The organism is Mesorhizobium sp. M0991 (genome assembly GCF_040318915.1).
Taxonomy (GTDB): Bacteria; Pseudomonadota; Alphaproteobacteria; order Rhizobiales; family Rhizobiaceae; genus Mesorhizobium.
Genome location: NZ_JAMYNE010000010.1, coordinates 95,172 through 111,140 on the forward strand (window position 1 = coordinate 95,172; position 15,969 = coordinate 111,140).

General features: G+C 63.7%; 13 protein-coding genes. 6 read left to right on the forward strand and 7 right to left on the reverse strand.

What is annotated here, in order from left to right:
- Positions 1-93: 93 nt before the first annotated feature.
- Entirely contained in the window at positions 94-915 is an 822-nt protein-coding gene (locus tag NKH70_RS16620) for a tetratricopeptide repeat protein (RefSeq protein ID WP_352715853.1), read from the reverse strand.
- 122 nt (positions 916-1,037) lie between these two features.
- Here NKH70_RS16620 and NKH70_RS16625 point away from each other — a divergent pair, with 122 nt between their 5' ends.
- The 5 genes from NKH70_RS16625 to pdeM all read left to right on the forward strand — a co-directional run bounded on the left by NKH70_RS16625 (position 1,038) and on the right by pdeM (position 7,017).
- On the forward strand, positions 1,038-2,402 hold the full coding sequence (locus tag NKH70_RS16625; protein ID WP_352715746.1) for a leucyl aminopeptidase family protein: 1,365 nt from the start codon (positions 1,038-1,040) through the stop codon (positions 2,400-2,402).
- A gap of 70 nt (positions 2,403-2,472) precedes the next feature.
- Positions 2,473-2,823, forward strand: a complete 351-nt coding sequence (locus NKH70_RS16630; RefSeq protein ID WP_023676939.1) for a MarR family winged helix-turn-helix transcriptional regulator — start codon at positions 2,473-2,475, stop codon at positions 2,821-2,823.
- A gap of 30 nt (positions 2,824-2,853) precedes the next feature.
- Positions 2,854-3,714 carry a C40 family peptidase gene (locus NKH70_RS16635; protein ID WP_353025650.1) on the forward strand — a complete coding sequence of 287 codons (861 nt, stop codon included), beginning with the start codon at positions 2,854-2,856 and terminating at the stop codon, positions 3,712-3,714.
- A gap of 67 nt (positions 3,715-3,781) precedes the next feature.
- Positions 3,782-6,304: a ligase-associated DNA damage response DEXH box helicase gene (locus NKH70_RS16640; protein WP_352978694.1), complete on the forward strand. Its 2,523-nt coding sequence runs from the start codon at positions 3,782-3,784 to the stop codon at positions 6,302-6,304.
- Positions 6,301-7,017: a ligase-associated DNA damage response endonuclease PdeM gene (gene pdeM, locus NKH70_RS16645; protein WP_352715740.1), complete on the forward strand. Its 717-nt coding sequence runs from the start codon at positions 6,301-6,303 to the stop codon at positions 7,015-7,017. The genes NKH70_RS16640 and pdeM overlap by 4 nt, the downstream gene beginning before the upstream one ends.
- Positions 7,018-7,019: 2 nt before the next feature.
- Here the strand turns inward: pdeM and NKH70_RS16650 are convergent, their stop codons facing one another.
- From NKH70_RS16650 to NKH70_RS16660, 3 genes are read right to left on the reverse strand one after another with little or no spacing between them, the layout of a single operon-like run.
- Positions 7,020-7,955 carry a dimethyl sulfoxide reductase anchor subunit family protein gene (locus tag NKH70_RS16650; RefSeq protein ID WP_352715737.1) on the reverse strand — a complete coding sequence of 312 codons (936 nt, stop codon included), beginning with the start codon at positions 7,953-7,955 and terminating at the stop codon, positions 7,020-7,022.
- 11 nt (positions 7,956-7,966) lie between these two features.
- The gene (locus tag NKH70_RS16655) at positions 7,967-8,701 is read right to left on the reverse strand and encodes a 4Fe-4S dicluster domain-containing protein (protein ID WP_352470094.1); all 735 of its coding nucleotides are present in this window, start codon (positions 8,699-8,701) and stop codon (positions 7,967-7,969) included.
- Positions 8,698-11,628: a molybdopterin oxidoreductase family protein gene (locus NKH70_RS16660; protein WP_352715734.1), complete on the reverse strand. Its 2,931-nt coding sequence runs from the start codon at positions 11,626-11,628 to the stop codon at positions 8,698-8,700. The genes NKH70_RS16655 and NKH70_RS16660 overlap by 4 nt, the downstream gene beginning before the upstream one ends.
- A 280-nt stretch (positions 11,629-11,908) precedes the next feature.
- Between NKH70_RS16660 and NKH70_RS16665 the strand changes: the two genes are divergently transcribed.
- Positions 11,909-12,811 (forward strand): LysR substrate-binding domain-containing protein, encoded by a 903-nt coding sequence (locus NKH70_RS16665; RefSeq protein WP_352715731.1) that lies wholly within the window; start codon positions 11,909-11,911, stop codon positions 12,809-12,811.
- A 5-nt stretch (positions 12,812-12,816) separates the two neighbouring features.
- Here NKH70_RS16665 and NKH70_RS16670 read toward each other — a convergent pair whose 3' ends face one another.
- The 3 genes from NKH70_RS16670 to NKH70_RS16680 all read right to left on the reverse strand — a co-directional run bounded on the left by NKH70_RS16670 (position 12,817) and on the right by NKH70_RS16680 (position 15,896).
- Positions 12,817-14,073 carry an Hsp70 family protein gene (locus NKH70_RS16670; RefSeq protein WP_352715728.1) on the reverse strand — a complete coding sequence of 419 codons (1,257 nt, stop codon included), beginning with the start codon at positions 14,071-14,073 and terminating at the stop codon, positions 12,817-12,819.
- A 108-nt stretch (positions 14,074-14,181) separates the two neighbouring features.
- Positions 14,182-14,973, reverse strand: coding sequence for a TIGR02186 family protein (locus tag NKH70_RS16675; RefSeq protein ID WP_352715726.1), 792 nt, complete (start codon positions 14,971-14,973; stop codon positions 14,182-14,184).
- Positions 14,973-15,896 carry a sulfite exporter TauE/SafE family protein gene (locus tag NKH70_RS16680; protein ID WP_352715723.1) on the reverse strand — a complete coding sequence of 308 codons (924 nt, stop codon included), beginning with the start codon at positions 15,894-15,896 and terminating at the stop codon, positions 14,973-14,975. The genes NKH70_RS16675 and NKH70_RS16680 overlap by 1 nt, the downstream gene beginning before the upstream one ends.
- Positions 15,897-15,969: the final 73 nt, after the last annotated feature.

Sequence of the window (15,969 nt, forward strand, 5' to 3'; positions counted from 1 at the left end):
TGATATGATTCAGAGCCGCGCTGCCGGTGCAGCGCGGCTCTTTGCGTTTGACATGTTGCGGAATTTCGCGCGCCGGTTCGGCGCTCGAGCCAGTCAGTTGGTGGCGGGCTTTGCCTTGTCCTGCTCCTTGAGCTGGCTCCAGGCATTCTGCTGTGCCAGCATCTGGCGAAGGTAAGCGACGTTCGCCTGCGCCTGATCCGGCGACAGCTCTTGCGAGGCGATCTTCTCGGCCTCGTCGAAACGGCCTTGCAGACCGACGACCAGCGCCAGGTTCTGGCGGACGCGGCTGTCGGCATTCGGCTGCTGGGCGGCCGAGCGCATATAGGTTTCGGCCGTGCGCAAATCGCCTTCCAGCACGTACGACATGCCGAGATTGGAAAGGATCGTCGGTTCGTTCGGCCTGAGGTCCAGCGCCTTGCGATAGCCTTGGCGCGCCTCATCCTTTTGGCCGAGCTGGTCGAGAATGGCAGCTTCCGCCGATACCAGTTTCCAATCAGGATATTCGGGGGTCTGCGCGCGGCGCACGGCATCGAGAGCCGGCTCGAACTGTCCGTTGGCGGCAAGCGCCTTGCCATAGGCGGCGAGCACGTCGCGATCCTTCGGCAAGGCGATCGCCAGCTTGCGCATCACCGCAAGCGACTGGTCTGCGTCGCCGTCCATCTGCAGCGCCGCGGCATAGTTTGTCGCGATCCGCTTGTCGGTGGGGTTTTTCGAATAGGACTGGCCGAGCGCCATCGTAGCGTTGTGCAGTTCGCCCGCCGACATTGTTTCCAGCGGCTTGCCGCTTGGACGAGAAATCGAGCCAGTCGTCAATTTGCTGGTTCCGCAGCCGGCGACGCCTGCAGCAAGCACCATCATCAACGCCGTGGTGATCAGCCTATTTGCGCTGGCGTTCATCCTGCGGTTGGTCGGCATCGGCACCAGGGCTCCGTTCATCGCGTGACCATTTGCGTGGCCATCTTCCCTCCCGCAGAAATATTCTGTTAACCCTAACGGAGAGTTAAGAAACGCCGACTCGGAAGCCCGGAGACCAGCGAATGCCTGTCGAACTCGTCGAGAAAGAATTGAGCAATGCGCTGCCGGTTCATCTGGTAGCGAAGGATGCTCTGGCGGCGGCGGGCCTTGCGCCATCCTCGGTCGCCTGGGCCAAGGCCAACGGCTTTTCCGGCGAGGCCGGCAGGACGGTGATCGTGCCTGGCGACAACGGCGCGATTGCCGGAGCCCTGTTCGGCACCGGTGATGGCGAGGGCGCACTGGCCATCGGCGCACTTGCGAGAGCCTTGCCCGAAGGCGACTGGCATTTTGCGTCGGCACCCGCCAAGCCGGAGCTTACGGCACTCGCCGTGGCGCTCGGCGGCTATGTCTTCACCCGCTACGGCAAGAGGCCAGGCAAGACGCTGCGCCTCGCGCTGCCGGCTGGCACCGACGTCGCCCGCATCCGCCGCCTCGCCGATGGCATTTTCCTGGCGCGCGATCTGGTTAACACGCCGACCAGCGATATGGGTCCCGGGCAGTTGGAGAAAGCCGCCCGGACCTTGGCCGCGACGCACAAGGCCGAAATATCGGTGACCAAGGGCGACGATCTTCTTACCGCCAACTTTCCGATGATCCACGCCGTCGGTCGGGCTTCTGCCGACGCGCCTCGCCTGATCGACATGATTTGGGGGCCGAACAATGCCCCCAAGATAACGCTGGTGGGCAAGGGCGTCTGCTTCGATACAGGCGGCCTCGACATCAAGCCGTCCTCGGGCATGCTTTTGATGAAGAAGGACATGGGCGGCGCTGCCAACGTGCTGGGCCTCGCTTCCATGATTATGGCCGCCGGGCTGAAAGTCCGCCTGCGCGTGCTCATTCCCGCTGTCGAGAATTCGATAGCCGGCAACGCCTTCCGGCCAGGCGACGTGCTGGTGAGCCGCAAGGGCATCACCGTCGAAATCGGCAACACCGACGCCGAAGGACGGCTGGTGCTCGCCGATGCCTTGGCCTTGGCCGATGACGAGGAGCCGCAGATGCTGGTCGATATGGCAACGCTGACAGGCGCTGCCCGTGTTGCGCTCGGTCCCGACTTGCCGCCGTTCTATACCGGTGACGAGGCGCTTGCATCCGAGCTGGCGGACGCCTCCGTTGCGGTCGAGGATCCGCTGTGGCGCATGCCGTTGTGGAAGCCCTATGACGCCAAGCTGGCGTCGAAGGTGGCCGACATCAACAACGTCACATCGGACGGTTTCGCCGGCTCGATCACCGCGGCGCTTTTCCTGAAGCGCTTCGTGGAAAAGACCGCCGGCTGGGCGCATTTCGACATCTTCGCCTGGAACCCGTCCGATCGCCCGCACGGCCTTGCCGGTGGCGAGGCGCAAGGCATCAGGGCGCTGGAGCGGGTCATTTCGAACCGCTTCGGCTGATGTCTCGGGCATAGCCGACGAAAGTATTGACTGAAACGGAACCGAAACAATTTTCCGTCATGCTGGCCGGATGTCGATTATCATGCGTCCAAGCCAGGCCTTGCGACTGTGGCAGCAGGTGGTGCTGTCGGAGGTGCGCGACGACGCGCCCGACCTTACCATGCGCCAGACGGCGATCCTGTTCACCATCTATCTCGATCCGCCGCCACACACGGTGCGCGGGCTCGCTGCCCGCCTCAACGTCACCAAGCCGGTGATCACCCGTGCGCTCGATACGATGGGGGCGCTGAAACTGGTGTCGCGCCACCGCGACGAGCTGGACAAGCGAAACGTGCTGGTGAGGCGCACAGTCGAAGGCGCGCTCTTTGTCGAGCGCTTTGGCGATGTTATCATTGCCAGAGCCCAAGAGTTGCCCATTTGACCAAATTGTCCATTTGAACGAGTTGCCGATTTGACCGCCAGGGATGCCCGCCTCCATGCCTTCCGCTCCGATCTCGCCGACGCCAGGCTGAGAGGCGAGATTTCCGCCGACCGTTTCGTCGCCGGCCGGCCGGCTCGCATCACCGCTTCCGTCGCAGACATCCGCAAGGCGCCGCGGCCGGATGCCGGCGTCAACACACAGCTTCTGTTCGGCGACGATATTCTCGTCTTCGAGGACGCCGAAGGCTGGGCCTGGATCCAGGCCGAACGCGACGGTTATGTCGGCTATGTCGCCGACACGGCACTGGGCGCGCGGGACCATGCGCCGACCCATGTCGTTTCGGTGCCGCGCACCTTTCTCTATCCAGGACCCGACTTGCGCTTCCCGGTGAGCGGACAGCTCTCGATGGGATCGTTGGTGACGGTGACGGGCTCAGCCGAAACGCGCGGCACGCATTATGCGCTGTTGCGGTCCGGCCAGGCGGTCATCTCGGGTCATCTCAGGCCTGTCGCCGAGGCAGCCGCCGACTACGTTGCTGTTGCCGAGAGCTTTCTCGGCACGCCCTATTTGTGGGGCGGCGCCTCGGGCTTCGGCATCGACTGTTCCGGCCTGGTGCAGCTTGCGATGCACATGGCTGGCAGGCAAGTGCTGCGCGACACCGACATGCAGGCGGCGACCATCGGCGAGCCGCTCGACCCCGGGCCGGATTTTGCCGGGTTGCGGCGCGGCGACCTGGTCTTCTGGAAAGGTCACGTCGCTGTTATGACCGACGCAGAGGCGATGATCCACGCCAACGGGCACACCATGCTGGTATCGCGTGAGGGGTTGAAGGAAGCGATCGCCCGTATCGGCTATCTCTATGGCGGCCCGACCGGGTTTCGCCGGCCGTAACGCGAATCGATCACCTTTTGTTCCGATTCTGCTTGGCGATTGCGCGTCGCCGCGCTACCTCTGGCGCGTGACAGAGCAGCCGCGCCTTGCCGAACAGAATGCCGCCGTCGTCCTGCCCGAGCCATTTGTCAAATGGTTTGCGGAAAAGGGCTGGTCGCCGCGCGCCCACCAGATCGATTTGCTGGCCAAAGCCCAGGGCGGCCAGTCGGCATTGCTGATCGCGCCGACCGGCGCCGGCAAGACGCTGGCCGGGTTCTTGCCATCGCTGACCGAACTGGCTGGCCGACCGAGGAGAAGGCCGGGGCAGGCGCATCGAGGCATCCACACACTCTACATCTCGCCGCTGAAGGCGCTGGCCGTCGACATCGAGCGCAATCTCGGCAAACCCGTCGCAGAAATCGGGCTGCCCGTCACCGTCGAGACGCGCACTGGCGACACGCCCGCACACAAGCGCCAGCGGCAGAAGCTGGCGCCGCCCGACATTCTCCTGACCACGCCCGAGCAATTGGCGCTGCTGATTGCCGCGCCCGATGCCAGGCGCTTCTTCGAGGACCTGCGCTATGTCGTGCTCGACGAATTGCATTCGCTGGTGACCTCGAAGCGCGGGCATCTCCTGTCGCTCGGGCTGGCCCGGCTGCGCTCGTTTGTGCCCGCCCTGCAGACGATAGGCCTGTCGGCGACGGTCGCCGAGCCCGACGAATTGCGGCGCTGGCTGGTCAACCAGAATCCACCGGGGCCGATGGCCGAACTGATCGTCGTCACTGGCGGCGCCAAGCCCGAGATCTCCATTCTCGATTCGGAGGAGCGCGTGCCGTGGGCGGGACATTCGGCCCGCTACGCAACGCCGGAGATCTACGACGAGATCAAGCGCCACAAGACAACCCTGCTGTTCGTCAACACGCGCAGCCAGGCGGAACTGCTGTTCCAGGAGTTGTGGCGGGTCAACGAGGACACCCTGCCGATCGCGCTGCATCACGGCTCGCTCGATGTCGCCCAGCGCCGGCGCGTGGAGAAAGCGATGGGCGAAAACGCCCTGCGCGCCATCGTCGCCACATCGACGCTCGACCTCGGCATCGACTGGGGCGACGTCGACCTGGTCGTCCATGTCGGCGCGCCGAAAGGTGCCAGCCGGCTGGCACAGCGCATCGGCCGCGCCAACCACCGTATGGACGAGCCGTCGAAGGCGATCCTGATCCCGGCCAACCGCTTCGAGGTGCTGGAATGCAGGGCGGCGCTCGACGCCAATTATCTCGGCGCCCAGGACACCCCGCCGTTGGTCAATGGCGGTCTCGACGTGTTGGCGCAGCACGTACTGGGCTGTGCCTGCGGTGCGCCGTTCCATGCCGATGCGCTGTTCGAGGAAGTGCGGACGGCTGCACCCTATGCCGATCTCGATCGGCCGACATTCGATCGCGTCGTCGATTTCGTCGCCACCGGCGGCTATGCGCTGAAGAACTACGAACGCTACGCCCGTATTCGTCTCAACAGGGACGGGCTGTGGCGGGTCTCAAATCCTCGCGTCGCCCAGCAATACCGGCTCAATGTCGGCACCATCATCGAAGTGCCGGCGCTCAACGTCCGCTACGTGCAGGCCGGCAGCAGAGGCGCGGCCTCGCGTGGCGGCCGGGTTCTGGGCAAGATCGAGGAGGCCTTCCTCGAGACGCTGACGCACGGCGATACCTTCATGTTCGCCGGCAAGGTGCTGCGCTTCGAAGGCATCCGCGAGAATGAGTGCTTCGTCTCGAACGCACCCGGCAGCGACGCCAAGGTACCTTACTATGGCGGTGGCAAATTCCCGCTTTCGACGTACCTAGCCGAACAGGTCCGCGCCATGCTGGACGACCCGCAGCGCTGGAAGAAGCTGCCGGAGCAGGTCGCCGACTGGCTGCGTTTCCAGGCCGACAAGTCGGTGCTGCCGAAACGCGACGATCTGCTGATCGAGACCTTTCCGCGCGGCAACCGCTACTACCTGGTGGCCTATCCGTTCGAGGGCAGGCTGGCGCACCAGACGCTCGGCATGCTGCTCACCCGCCGCCTCGACAGGGCGGGAGCCAAGCCGCTCGGCTTCGTCGCCACCGACTATGCGCTTGCCATATGGTCGCTGGCCGATATGGGCCACATGTTCAGGGCGAAGAAACCGTCGCTGGCTGCGCTCTTCGATCAGGACATGCTGGGCGACGACCTCGAAGCCTGGCTCGCCGGCAGCTGGCTGTTGAAGCGCACCTTTCGCAATTGCGCGCTGATCTCGGGATTGATCGAGAAACGCCACCCGGGCCAGGAGAAGAGCGGCCGCCAGGTAACCGTGTCGACGGATCTCATCTACGACGTACTGCGCAGCCACGAGCCCGACCATGTCCTTTTGCAGGCGACGCGTGCCGATGCCGCGACCGGTCTGCTGGATGTCAGCAGACTTGCCGAGATGCTCTCGCGCGTCCAGGGTCGAATCATGCATAAGAACCTCGAGCAGATCTCGCCGCTCGCCGTGCCGATCATGCTCGAGATTGGCAAGATGCCGGTGCACGGCGAGGCCGATGACACGCTGCTGATGGATGCAGCCACGCTGGTCGAGGAGGCCATGGGGACGAAATGACTGTCGCGCTGGCCATGGCTGCGCCTCTAGCGGATGCGGGCGCTGTCCGTATCGCCGGCGAACGCGCGATCTGCGACCGTCGCGGCGTGCTCTATTTTCCCGAATTCCGGCTTCTGGCCGTGTCCGATCTGCATCTGGAAAAAGGCTCCTCACTGGCCAGGCGCGGCACGCTGGTCCCACCTTACGACACCGGCGCGACGTTGCTCCGGCTGCAGGCGGTGATCGCCGATTATCAGCCTGCGATCGTCATCAGCCTGGGCGACAGTTTTCATGATGGCGGCGGCGCAGCGCGTATGCACGCGAGCTTTCGCGAAAGGCTGGAAGGGCTGATGGTCGGGCGCGACTGGTTCTGGGTCGCCGGGAACCATGATCCTGAAGCACCGGCCGACCTGCCCGGCGAGACCGTGCGCGAGCTGGCCATAGGCTCGCTACTCTTCCGGCACGAGCCTTCGGCGGTGAGAGTGGAAGGCGAGATATCAGGCCATCTGCATCCGTGCGCCCGCATCGTGCAGCAAGGCCGTTCGGTGCGGCGTCGTTGCTTTGCCGGCGATGGCGGCCGCATGATCATGCCGGCTTTCGGCGCCTATACCGGCTCGCTCAACGTGCTCGATCGCGCCTATCTGGGACTGTTCAAGCGCGAAACGCTGATGGCCTATATGCTTGGCAAGGAACGCATCTTCGCGATTTCCCACGCGATGCTCAGGCCGGGCTGAACCTACCTGCCGTAGTACAACGTGACCGTGTGTTTCGCCTCGGCGAAGAACAGCCAGCGCTCGACCAGCATTCCGGCGAGTTGCACGATTGCGGCGAGTATCGACGAAGCCGCCGCATAGGGCCACGGCAAGGCGAACGCGGCAATCAGCAGCAGGGCCGGCAAAGCAAAGGCCAGCGCTTGTGTGATCTGACGGAGTTTAGCACTATGCTTGCGCGCGATCCGAAAACCCATTTCCTTGAGCAGATAGTTTTCTTCCGTATGCGGCCACTCGATCGACCGCACCGTGCCGCCGGCCAAGCCCGTTGCCGTGTTGGCCGTGGTCGGGATCTCCAGCCGGTCGTTGTACCGCCAGGTCACCAGCTTCCAGCCCCAGCCGGCAAACGTTGCAAGCAGCGCACACGCCAGCACAGCCGCCGAGCCGACGCCGAATCCCTGCAGCAACGCGTTAAGCAGCACACTGCCGGTCATCGTCGCGAAGATCAGGTAGGCGGGCAGGGTGAAGCGGCTGTGCCATTGGGCGATCGGCTTCAACGACGCGTAGATCATGCCGGTAGTGCAAACGGTGGCGACCGCGCCGATGGCAGCGAGCAGCCCGGCGACAGCCACCCAGCCGCTCGTTCGGCCGAGGACCACCCAGCCAATACCGAACAGTCCCGCCGGCACGAAGGTGGCGACCGAGGCAATGCCTTCGCGCGACAGCCATGAGCTTCGCCATTGCGAGAAGGCACGCCAGGCGCGTTCGGGCCGACCGAGATGGCCGGCCGACGACAGCAGGCCTGCCGAGATCAGGCCAAGCGCCAGCCCCATGCCGGTAAGGCCAAGCCAGAAATCGGGCGGGATAAAGCCCTGTCCGGCCAGCACGCCAAGCAGCGCGAGCAGGCCGTAACCGGCGCCCGTGGCGGTGGTGAAAAAGACGACGGAGAATGCTGGATGCATGAAGGCACGGGTCAGTTCGAAAGCATGCGGTCGACCCAGCCGAGGAAGCCGCCTTCGGCCCGCACCGCTTCAAGCGCCGGCGCCGGTACCGATGCGGCGCGGGTGGTGTGGGCACGTGGCGGCAGATATTTGTTGGTCGGCTTATAGCCCATTTCCGGCATCAGATCGACACCGCCGCGCTCGGCCACCAGTTGCGAGATAGCCGATGCCGGATCGCCCAGATCGCCGAAATGCCGCGCGCTGGTCGGACAGGCGGCAACGCAGGCAGGCACGCGATCTTCTTCCGCCAGATTGTCGTTGTAGATGCGGTCGACGCACAACGTGCATTTCTTCATCACGCCAACATCGGTGTCGAATTCGCGCGCACCGTAGGGACAGGCCCAGCTGCACAGTTTGCAGCCGATGCACTTGTCCTCGTCGACCAGCACGATGCCATCCGACGCCCGTTTGTAGGAGGCGCCGGTCGGGCAGACCGTGACGCACGCCGGTGTCTCGCAGTGCAGGCAGGAGCGTGGGAAATTGACCGTGCGCCCACCCATCTCGGTCATGTGCTCATAACTGTGCACGCGGTTGAACCAGACACCGTCAACATTGCCGCCATAGGGGTCGATGTCGGTTAGCGGCGCCATATGGCCGCCGGTGTTCCATTCTTTGCAGGCGGTAACGCAGGCCTGGCAGCCGACGCAGGTGTCGAGATCGATGACAAGGCCGAGCTTCTTGTCGGTATGGGCGGGAAGGCAAGTCATTCGGCGGCTTCTCTTTTCATGCGGAACTCGGCGCCGAAACTCAGTTTGTCGGGCGAGGGCTCAGACTCCGGCGGCTGCCGGAACCGCTCGAACTGCGGTTCGGTGAAGCCAGCTTCCTCGGGCGCGCATTTGACGATGCGCACGCGCAGGTCGAACCACGCCGCCTGACCGGTCACCGGATCGGAATTCGAATAGCGTTTGCCGCTGGCATCGGCGGAGGTCTGGTCGCCGATGATGTGGTTGAGCAGGAAGCCGCGATTGGATTCGGCCGCGTCATCCTTGAGCCCCCAGCTGCCGCGCCGTTTGCCGATGGCGTTCCAGGTCCACACCGTATCTGCGTTGACGCCGTCGACCAGCTTGATCTGTCCTTTTACCTTGCCGTTGATGCTCTCGATCCACACCCAGTCGTCATCGACAAGCCCGAGGCTGGCTGCGGTCCGGTGATGCACGAACAGCCGGTTCTGGCTGGTGATCTGCCGCAACCACGCGTTCTGAGAACCCCATGAATGGTACATATGCATCGGCCGCTGCGTCAGCGCGTGGAGCGGATAGACTTGGCTATCGACCGCAGCCTCTTCGAAGGGCGCGTACCAGAACGGCAGCGGATCCATATAGGTCTCGATACGGCTGCACTCTGCCTTCGGCGGCAGCACCCCGCCATGGCCGCGCGCCGCAAGGCGAAAGCGCTGCATCGGCTCGGAATAGAGTTGGAAGGCGATCGGCTCGGCCTTCGGGATGAAGCCCATGCTCTCGGCGAATTCGAGATACGAGCGGTTGGCCATCTTATAGTAGCGCTGATCGACGGCGAAATCCTGGTGCCAGAAGCCGCCATTATCGATGTAGCGCTGCAACTGGTCGGGATTGACCTCGCCCTTGCCAACCGAGGCCCCGTCCTTTCCGCGCCAGCCGGCGAGCGGACCGACACCTGGTGTGCGCTCGTGATTGACGATGTAGTCGGCATAGTCGCGGTATTTGGCGGAACCATCGTCGTCGACGAAGCCGGGCAGGCTGAGCCGCGCGCCGAGTTCGATCAGCACCGTCTGGAACGGCCTGACCTCGCGGTCCGGCTCGACGACGGGATGGCGGATGGCGTCGCCCGGCCCGTCGGCGTGGCTGATCGGCCGGTCGAGCAGACTGATACAGTCATGACGCTCGAGATAGGTCGTATCCGGCAGCACCAGATCGGCGAACGGCACGGTCTCGGAATAATAAGCGTCGGAATAGATGATGAACGGGATCTTGTACTCGCCCGACGCATCCATGTCGGTCAGCATCGCCATCGTCTCGACCGTGTTCATCGACGAGTTCCAGGCCATGTTCGACATGTACATGAATAGCGTGTCGATCGTGTAGGGATCGCCGGCCCAGGCGTTGCGGATGACCGTGTGCATGAGGCCGTGTGCTGCAAGCGGCGCATCCCAGGAGTAGGCCTTGTCGATACGAATGGGCTTGCCGGCTTCATCGATCAGCAGGTCCCCCGGTCCGCAGACGAAACCGAGCGGCATGCCGTCCAGCGGCGTCATCGGCTTCACATTCTTGCCGGCTGGCTTCGGACCCGGCGGTGCACACCGTGGATAAGGCGGTTTGAAGCGGAAGCCGCCCGGCACGTCCACCGTGCCGAGAAGCACCTGAAGCAGATGAATGGCGCGGCAGGAGTGAAAACCGTTCGAATGGGCCGAGATGCCGCGCATCGCATGCATCGACACCGGCCGGCCCTTGATGGTCTCGTGCCGGCGGCCGGCCCAGTCCGTCCAGGCCACCGGCAATTCGATTTGCTGTTCGAAGGCGACATGAGCGAGTTCTGCAGCAATGCGTCGGATCGTGTCGGCGGAGATGCCGCACCGGTCAGCGACGGCGTCGGGTGAATAGCTCTCGTCCAGATAGCGGTCGGCGACGAGTTGGAAGACCGGCACGCCGCGGCGGCCGTCAACTAGAACGCTGCCGGTCAATGCCGGTTTCGCATCGGCATTGCTGGCATCGACAGGCATCTTCGCCACCCTGTCCCAAGCCAGTGGATTGCCGCCATCATCGCGCATGAACAGCCCGTCGTCGGCCGCACCAGGCTCCTGAATGACGAGAAGATGGGCGTTGGTGTAGCGCAAGAGGTAGTCGAGATCGACGCGCCCTGCCTTCAGCAATTCGTGGATGAGGGCAAATACGAACAGGCCGTCGGTGCCAGGCCGGATGCCGATCCAGTCGTCGGCAATTGCATTATAGCCGGTGCGGCAGGGATTGATCGAGACCACCTTGGCGCCGCGCGCCTTGAGCTTGCCGAGGCCGATCTTGATCGGATTGGAATCATGGTCTTCGGCAACCCCGAACAGCATGAAATATTTGGTGTTGTCCCAATCGGGTTCGCCGAACTCCCAAAACGAGCCGCCAATCGTGTAGAGGCCGCCGGCCGCCATATTGACCGAGCAGAAGCCGCCATGGGCGGCAAAGTTCGGCGTGCCGAACTGGCTCGCCCACCAGCCGGTCAGCGATTGCGACTGGTCGCGCCCGGTGAAGAAGGCGAGTTTCTTCGGATCGGTTCGGCGGATATTCGAAAGCCGCTTCGTCGCGATCGACAAAGCTTCCTCCCACTCGATCTCGCGGAACTCACCCGAGCCGCGCGGGCCGGTGCGTAGCAGCGGCTTCTTCAGCCGGGCCGGGCTGTAATGCTGCATGATGCCGGCGCTGCCCTTGCCGCACAGCACGCCGCGGTTGACCGGGTGGTCCTTGTTGCCGTTGATGTAGCGGACCTTGCCGTCCTTGATATGGACGTCGATGCCGCAGCGGCAGGCGCACATATAGCAAGTGGTCTTGGCGACGCTGTCGGAGACATCGGGCGAAGTATCGACGCCGTCGCCTTCAGCGGGCGCGCGCGTATCGGCAAGCGGCCGTTGGGATGGTGCTGAGTTGGCGCCGCGCAGCGGTTCGTTGGTCATGATCCGGCGATGTTTTTGCGTTCCGCGGCCTTGGCTCTCGTCTTCGGGCCTGGGCCGCGCATGTAATGCTGTTCCGGCCGATAGCGTTCACCGACGAGCCGCCATGGCAGGCTGCGGGTCCAGTGCGCAAACACGGATTTGAACAGCCTCACCAATTTCTAGCCTCGACTGTTCTGGCGCGACTTTTTTCCAATTTCGGGCCAAAATCTAGAACAAAGCAATCAATCTGTCTAACAACTTGCTCTTGTAATTCCAATCGGATTTGCTTCTTAATGCCGGCATGACTCTGGACCAATTGCGGATCTTCGTCGCCGTCGCCGAACGGGCGCACATGACCAAAGCGGCCGAGTTGGTGGGCATCTCACAGTCGGCGGCATCCGCCGCGATCCGCTCGCTCGAGCAGCAGCATGGCGTCCAGTTGTTCAATCGCGTTGGCCGCAACATAGAGCTCGCCGAGACCGGGCGCCGGTTCCTGCCGGAGGCCAAGGCGGTTCTCGAGCGGGCGGCGGCCGCCCACAACGTGCTGGAGCATGTCTCGCAGACGATATCAGGCAGTCTCTCGATCGCTGCCAGCCAGACCATCGCCAGCTATTGGCTGCCGCGCCGGCTCGCCTCTTTCCACGAAGCCTATCCTGCCGTCAGGCTGAGCGTGAGCATTGGCAACACCAGGCAGGTCGAGACCAATGTGCTTGATGGCGCAGCGGATTTTGGCCTGGTCGAGGGGCGCACCGAATCCGACATATTGCGGCGTGCCAAGGTCGATATCGATCGCATGATACTGGTCGTGGCGCGCTCGCATTCCGAGATCGCCGAAGTTTCGCCTGGGCATCCGGACCTTGGGGGGCTTCGCTGGATCATTCGCGAAGGCGGGTCGGGCACGCGCGAGGCGCTGGAGGACCTTGCCCGACGCGACGGGATTTCGTTTGCGGACCTGCAGATATTCCTGGTGTTGCCGAGCAATGAGGCTATTCGCCAGGCAGTCGAGGCCGGCGCCGGCGCCACCATCATTTCGGAACTCGTCGTCGCGCGCGCGGTCGCCGAAGGCAGCCTGCGTTCCGTGCCGATCGATCTGCCGAAGCGCGAATTTGCCATGATCACGCATCGCGACCGGCAGCCAAGCCTGGCCCAGATGGCGCTCAAGGCGCATCTCGGCGGCAAAGCTGAGAGAGCCACGCCGCTTTAAGCCGATCAGCCGAACTTCCGCTGCGCGTCGAGCGCCAGCCCAAGCCCGACCGAGCCGAACACGTCGCCTTCGATTACCGACGCCTGCGGCACCAGAGCCAGGATCTGCTGCCTGGCCAGCGGGATCGCGGTCGATCCGCCGGTCAGGAACACCGCCGTGATATCGGAGGGCTTCACCTGCGCGTCGCGGACGGTCTGCTCGACGGTACCTGCAACGCGCTCAATATCCCGAGCGATAGTGGCTTCGAGACCTTCGCGCGTGATCTCTGCCGTGAACCTCACCTCCGGTAGCGCGACCTCGATACCGGCCGACGATCGGTGCGTCAGCTCGATCTTGGCCCTTTCGACCAGCGCCGCCAGAGCGTGGCCGTAACGATGCTCGACGATGTGGATGAAGCGTTCGACCAGGTCTGCGCGCTCCGCCTCGTAGCGGATCTGGCGCAGATGCGTCATCGCCCTTGCGGTGTAGACCAGGTTGATGCGCTGCCATGTAGCCAGGTCGATGAAGTAGCTCGCCGGCAGATTGCGCTTGCCGTCCTTGGTTGACGTCAGATAGCCGAGCTGCGGCATTACATGGGCGATGCTCAGCAGCCGGTCGAAGTCGGTGCCGCCGATGTGGATGCCGCGGCTGGCCAGGATATCGTCCTTGCGGTCGAGCGAGCGGGCGCGCTCGGGCGAGACCCGCACGATAGAGAAATCGGACGTGCCGCCGCCCATGTCGACGATCAGCGCCAGTTCCTCGCGCGTCACTTTCTGCTCGTAATCGAGTGCCGCCGCGATCGGCTCGAATTGGAAGGCGATATGCTTAAAGCCTTGGGCGCGAGCGGCATTTTCGAGTTCGTGCTCGGCCCCGGCGTCGGCCCCGGCGTCGTCGTCTACGAACTGTACCGGCCGTCCGAGCACGACGCTTTCGACGGTGTCGAGGGCGTTTTCTTCGAGCTTCTTTTTCAGGTGGCCGACAAATAGGCCGACAATTTCCATGAAGCCGATCGAGCGCGCCTTGATGCGCGTCTTTTCATGAGCGAGCGAGCTGCCGAGCACGCTCTTCAGCGAGCGCATCAGGCGGCCTTCGATACTGTCCGTATAGTTGGCGATGGCGCGTCGCCCGAAATAGGTGCGGTTGTCCTCGAAATTGAAAAACACCGCACTGGGCAGCGTGACCTGGCCGTCTTCCAACGGCACCAGCCGCGGCTGCCCGTTCCTGACCACGCTCACGGTGGAATTTGAAGTGCCGAAGTCGATCCCGGCAAATGCTGGTCGCATCGTGCGTTCCTGTATTTCTGATTTGGGGAGCAGCAGCTCGTGTCCGGTCGGGCCGGGGGTCGCGGTCTAGCCCATACCCTCGGAAAGGGAAACCACTTTTACGAGAGTTCAGTCTTTCCTGAAGACCAGTCTTCCGAGCCAGCCTGTCAGCATGGCCAGCGATACGGCAAAGACACCGTAGAGGAAGGAGTAGTCGTGCGCGACGCGGAAGATCGACTGTTCGAAACCGGACTTGCGGATTTCGAGCTGGGCGGAGCTTTCCTTGATGAACAGGCCGCTCTTGAACAGGAAGGCGCGGGCCTTGTGGGTGCCGACCGGAACGTTGGGAGCGAGCCTGACGGTGGCGCGGAACAGGTTCTGCGACAGGAACTGCACACCGCCGACATTCTCGCTGTAGAGGCCTGTTGCCGCCTTGCGCTCGCGCAGCGCGGCGGTGAACTCCTCGATTGTCGCCGGGCTGTCCTCGGCGTCGGCCGGCTGCAAATAGAGGTTGGAGGCGCCAAGCGACAGCTGCCTGTAGCTGTTCGGATCGGTGACGTCCTGCAGCGGCCGCGTCGTCGCCACCGAATAGGAGACAGGTACGTTTTCGAAGGTCTCCGACTCCAGATTGACCCAGACGCCGAGCACCCGGTCCTTGCGGCGCACGACGACCGGTCGGGCCGGGCCTTCCAGCACAACGATCACGTCGTAGCGCCCTTGCCGTGCGACAAGCGGATCGGCATTTTCCAGCGATCCGAAGATGGTCAGGTCGGCGCCGGAAAAGCCGGCGGTAATCGAGACATTGTCGGTGGAAAGGCCGATCTGGATGTTTTCGGTTAGTGGCGTCTGTGCCTTCGCCGGTGACGCCGCGGCCAGCAGCGACAGCAAGGCGGCGGCCGCGAGCGTCCTCAAGCCAGCCATCAGCTCAGGCCCACGCCGGACAGCGAATAGAGATTGGGAGGCGTGACGAAAAGATCGATGGCGAGCCGGATGGCGACCGCCAGCACAAGCAGCGCCAGCAGTGCCCTGAGTTGTTCGCCCCGCAGCCTCTGACCGGCCTTGGCGCCATATTGTGCGCCGGCGACGCCGCCTGCCATCAACAGGAAGGCGAGCATGACGTCGACCGTCTGGTTGGTGGTGGCGTGGACCAGCGTGGTGTAGGCCGAGGTGAAGATGATCTGGAACAGCGAGGTGCCGATGACGACGTTGGTCGGCACTTTCAAAAGGTAGATCAGGGCGGGCACCATGATGAAGCCGCCGCCGACTCCCATGATCGACGACAGGAAGCCAATCGCCGCGCCCAGCCCAAGCACCGGAATAACGCTGACAAAGAGCTTCGAGGCCCTGAACCGCATCTTCAGCGGCAGGCGGTGGATCCAGTTGTGCTGGCCGGATTTCTTCAACACCGGTGCGGCGCCGCTGCGGGTGGCGCGCAGTGCATTGACACTCTCGACCAGCATCAGCCCGCCGACAGTGCCGAGCAGCACGACGTAGAGCAGCGATATGAACAGGTCGAGCTGGCCGAGCCGGCGCAGGAGTGCAAAGACATAGATGCCGCCGGTCGAACCGACGATGCCGCCGGCCAAAAGCACGCCGCCGAGCTTGAAGTCGAGCGTGCCGCGCTTCATGTGCGACAGGGCGCCGGAAAAGGAGGAAGCGATGACCTGGTTGGCGCCGGTGGCGACCGCGATTGCCGGCGGTATGTTGTAGAAGATCAGCAGCGGCGTGATGAGAAAGCCGCCGCCCACGCCGAACATGCCCGACAGGAAACCCACCGCTGCGCCCATTGCCAGCAGCACGAAGACGTTGACGGAAATTTCCGCGATCGGGAGATAGATGCCCACCCGTCAGTCTCGATCAGTTTGCCTCCTGGCGAATGCAACCGTTGCGGGCATTTTGCGTCAGAAGGTTATCTCG